We start from the raw sequence: 4,042 nt of genomic DNA, 5'->3' as shown, positions 1-4,042 counted from the left end.
AAAAAACTGAAGAAATTGGTGTTTTATGTGTTGTTTAAAGCCAATATCTACTAAAATAATGGTTGCAAGCAGCACATAAGCCGAAGAGAAAAAGAGGTAGTGTATGCAATGGATATTAAAAATTATCTTATTTCCGATTCGCCTTATCTTACGAATTTTGACAGCTTTTCTGAAATTCTTGCTTGGTATATGAACGGCACTTTTGTATATCGTTATGTTGTTCTGCATATTTGGAGCATTAGCTTCTTTCATTCAAGGAGAAGTCGGAATAGGTATATCGGGCCTGGTTATTGGTTTCCTATTTAGTTCTTATGGGCTTACGATGATAGGAGCGACAGTGATAGCATTTATTGAATTGATAAATGAGAAGATTAAAGTGGTGCAGACAAATAGATATTTTGTGAGGAGGCGAGGCTACTTGAAAGAATATATTGCGAGTTTAGAAAAGGAATTTTCTTTGATAGAAAATGGTTTCAAAGAGGAAGAGAAAAGAGCCTTAACTGATTATAAATCCAATGATAAAGAATATGCTAAGAATTTGGCATTTTTAGCATATAAATCTGGTACCTATCAAGTAAGAATGTACGGTGTATTTCTTTTCGGATATTTATCAGAACAAGATGATATTTTAGCATTTATGAGAGATGAAGTTTCCAAAGATGATAATTGGAGAGTTCAGGAAGTATTGGCAAAGGCATTTGATGAATTCTGCAAGAAAAAAGGATATGAAAAAGCACTTCCAATAATTGATGAATGGTTAAAAAACAATAATCCTGATACAAGGAGAGCTGTTACGGAGGGACTAAGAATATGGACAAGTAGACCATATTTCAAGGAAAATCCGAATGAAGCTATTGAAAGGATTGCCAACTTAAAAGAAGATGCAAGCGAATATGTGAGAAAATCAGTTGGAAATGCTTTAAGGGATATTAGTAAGAAATTCCCGGAGTTGATTAAAATTGAGCTTGATAGCTGGAAATTAGAAAGTAAAGAGATAAAACAAGTTTACAAGTTGGCAAGTAAATTGATTGTATGACAAATAAGAATTCATAGGAGGTAACGATGAACAAGATTACTTGTATTTGTTTAGGCGTTAAAGATATGGAAAGGTCAATCAAGTTTTATAGAGATGGCTTAGGCTATAAGACTGATTGCAGAGAAAATAATCCGCCAGTATGCTTTTTTGATACTCAGGAAACAAAGTTTGAATTATTTCCTTTGGAACAATTAGCGAAAGATATTGATGAAAATAATCCACCAAAAGGAAATGGCTTTTCAGGAATTACATTAGCTTATAATGTTGAACATAAAGAAGATGTAGATACTGTAATTGAATTCGTAAGAAAAGCAGGTGGAAAAATTGTAAAAGAGCCACAGGAAGTTTTTTGGGGTGGATATCACGCATATTTTTCGGATTTAGATGGATACTATTGGGAAGTTTCATGGGGACCAAATTTTCAATTTGATGAAAATGGATTGCTGAAATTTTGAGGATAAATAGGGAAAGAGTATGCCATAAAGTAAGGAATATTTGATTTTGAAGGAGGTAATCATAGTGAATGAATTTAATGAATTTGTTCGTGAGATTTTTTCCGCAGCAGGTGATATTGTCATAAGATCCATGATGGGCGGATACCTTATATATTTTAACGGGAAGCTGATAGGTGACATTTGCGATAATGAACTATTTTTAAAGAGAACGCCGACATCGGACAAACTTCTTGCAGACTCAGAATTGCGTTATCCGTATGAGGGTTCAAAGACATTGATGTATGCATTCGAAAGATTTGAGGATATGGATTTGATTACTGAACTACTGAAAGGTATGTATGCGGAACTGCCAGAAAAGAAACCTAAGAAAGACAGATGAGAAAGAAAAATCTCAGTTTGCAGGAATAAAAAAACACATAAATCAAGAAAAATAAATATATAATCATTGGTGCATATATAAGATTATATGATTGTATTTTGACTCATAATTCAGTTAGCATCAATAATAATTAAGGATTACTGTTATGACATTAACTAGTAGTGATTATAGAAATGTTATCTATACTGATAATATGTAAAGTAAAGCGAGGATTTTTATATGCAGACGATTATTATTTCAATAGTAACATCTTTAATAGCTTCTCTTATCTTTTGGTTATTTTTTACAAAGTTTCCTGAAGTAATTAAATATAAAAAAATGAGGCCGATTATTGAATATGATATTTGCAATATTTCTACTAATATTCTATTTTTTCTTCAAATGGCATATGATAATCGAGGTATGAGACCTTCTGTAGATCAAGTAAAAATTAAGGCAAATGTTGTAGATGAATCTGAATATCGTTTGATGTTACAAAATAAATGTTTAAATGAATCATATTTGTATGATGAAAACAAAGACAACATGATTCCTATTGGTGATGAGCTTGAACGTTTATCAAATAATATTTGTAAAGGAATAGAAGATTTAAGTTTTTATCATAGATTTATGTCTTCAAGTGAGATATTATTATTAAAAAAAATAAAAGTAACTATTACATCCTATTCTTACTTAGACCAAGCAGGAAGTAAATCGGGGGATAAAGTATTTTTCCCGGCAGATCCGACAATTAGTTATATGTCTAATAATTTTAAAATTATTAATAACTATTATTTTGATTTGAATAAAATAATCTTTAAATTTAAGTATTTAGATAAAGATTTGAATGGATTTGTTAATGACTTCAATTTTGAAAAATCCAGGATATTTTATGAACTAGGGTATTATAAAAAAGCACATGAATGTGCTCTTAAAATATCTGATAATAATCGTAAAAATGGACAAATTTTTATGTGTTTATTTAAGTTAACAAAGATTGATGAATCACTATTTTATCTAGAAAAGTATTTAAAAACAACAAATCTTGAATTAATCTATATTAGAAGCACTTTCAAAGACTCATATGATAATACTAAAGTACTAAATAAGTTGTATTTATGCCGAAATAAAAATGAAGTAGATGAGTTATTGGAATATTTTCATACAGAAAGACAACTAAAGGGTAATATTATTAGTGAACTTTATAGGCTCAGAACGTTTTATGAAGAAAAAATTAAAAGATAATTCTTTTCATATTGTCGATAAATATATTTTACCGTTTGAAATTGATTTTTGGATATATGTTAAAATATAGTTGAAAAATTAAATTAATAAAAGACAGCAATTAGCAATTGTTATTAAAAATTACTGATGAAGGTTATAATCTAAGACAGAGGAAATTAGAGAGGAAATAAATTAGAATTTGTGGATGTGATTTATTTGAATATAGTAACATTTTTTAATTATATAGTTTCACAAAGTAAGATAAAACTGAAGGAATACTTCCATGAAGATGCCACTATAAGATGGCATTGTACCAATGAAATATTTACTGTTGATGAATATATTAAAGTCAATTGTGAATATCCAGGTGATTGGGATGGGAAGATAGAACTCATTGAGAGGATCAATAATACTATTATTTTAGCATCTCAAGTATATTCTAAAGATAAAAGCTTATCGTTTCATGTGGTAAGTTTTATCAGAATAGAGAATGATTTAATTATTAAAATGGATGAGTATTGGGCAGGTGATGGATTGGCACCAGAATGGCGTATAAAAATGAAAATAGGAAAGCTTATTTATTAAAATTTAGTTTAATGGACCAACAATCCTTCTGAATCAAGAGAAAATAAATATCTATAATCATTGATATTGCTATATGATTTGACTTGTGGGTTTCGTGTCATAATAATGACAGAGGTAAATAGTTCAGTAAAATCAAAGGTTTTGAAGCTTCTACCAAAGTTAAAAACTGAAGAAACTGGTGTTTTATGTGTTGTTTAAAGCCAATATCTACTAAAATAATGGTTGCAAGCAGCACATAAGCCGAAGAGAAAAAGAGGTAGTGTATGCAATGGATATTAAAAATTATCTTATTTCCGATTCGCCTTATCTTACGAATTTTGACAGCTTTTCTGAAATTCTTGCTTGGTATATGAACGGCACTTTTGTATATCGTTATGTTGTTCT

General features: G+C 29.6%; 5 protein-coding genes and 1 pseudogene. All 6 read left to right on the top strand.

Going from position 1 to position 4,042, the window contains the following annotated elements; genetic code table 11:
* Window positions 1–103: 103 nt before the first annotated feature.
* Window positions 104–382: pseudogene (locus HMPREF0629_RS08155) on the top strand (CD1845 family protein); the annotation flags it as partial.
* A 36-nt stretch (window positions 383–418) separates the two neighbouring features.
* Window positions 419–1,036, top strand: a complete 618-nt coding sequence (locus HMPREF0629_RS06595) for a DNA alkylation repair protein (protein ID WP_009222554.1) — start codon at window positions 419–421, stop codon at window positions 1,034–1,036.
* 26 nt (window positions 1,037–1,062) lie between these two features.
* On the top strand, window positions 1,063–1,491 hold the full coding sequence (locus HMPREF0629_RS06590; protein ID WP_009222553.1) for a VOC family protein: 429 nt from the start codon (window positions 1,063–1,065) through the stop codon (window positions 1,489–1,491).
* 64 nt (window positions 1,492–1,555) lie between these two features.
* Entirely contained in the window at window positions 1,556–1,870 is a 315-nt protein-coding gene (locus HMPREF0629_RS06585; protein WP_009222552.1) for a TfoX/Sxy family protein, read from the top strand.
* Between the two features lie 219 nt (window positions 1,871–2,089).
* The gene (locus HMPREF0629_RS06580) at window positions 2,090–3,094 is read left to right on the top strand and encodes a hypothetical protein (RefSeq protein ID WP_009222551.1); all 1,005 of its coding nucleotides are present in this window, start codon (window positions 2,090–2,092) and stop codon (window positions 3,092–3,094) included.
* A gap of 186 nt (window positions 3,095–3,280) precedes the next feature.
* Window positions 3,281–3,658, top strand: coding sequence for a nuclear transport factor 2 family protein (locus HMPREF0629_RS06575; protein WP_255263837.1), 378 nt, complete (start codon window positions 3,281–3,283; stop codon window positions 3,656–3,658).
* The last annotated feature ends 384 nt before the right edge of the window (window positions 3,659–4,042 follow it).

Origin of the sequence: Peptoniphilus sp. oral taxon 386 str. F0131, assembly GCF_000090945.1 — a bacterium.
Taxonomy (GTDB): Bacteria; Bacillota; Clostridia; order Tissierellales; family Peptoniphilaceae; genus Anaerosphaera; species Anaerosphaera mikwangii.
Note: the sequence above shows the minus strand (reverse complement) of the source record. Positions and strands in the feature narration are given on the sequence as shown.

What these genes read in the sequence shown, in the direction of transcription:
- HMPREF0629_RS06590 (WP_009222553.1), top strand. Translation starts at nt 1,063, where the DNA reads ATGAACAAGATTACTTGTATTTGTTTAGGCGTTAAAGATATGGAAAGG.
- HMPREF0629_RS06580 (WP_009222551.1), top strand. Translation starts at nt 2,090, where the DNA reads ATGCAGACGATTATTATTTCAATAGTAACATCTTTAATAGCTTCTCTT.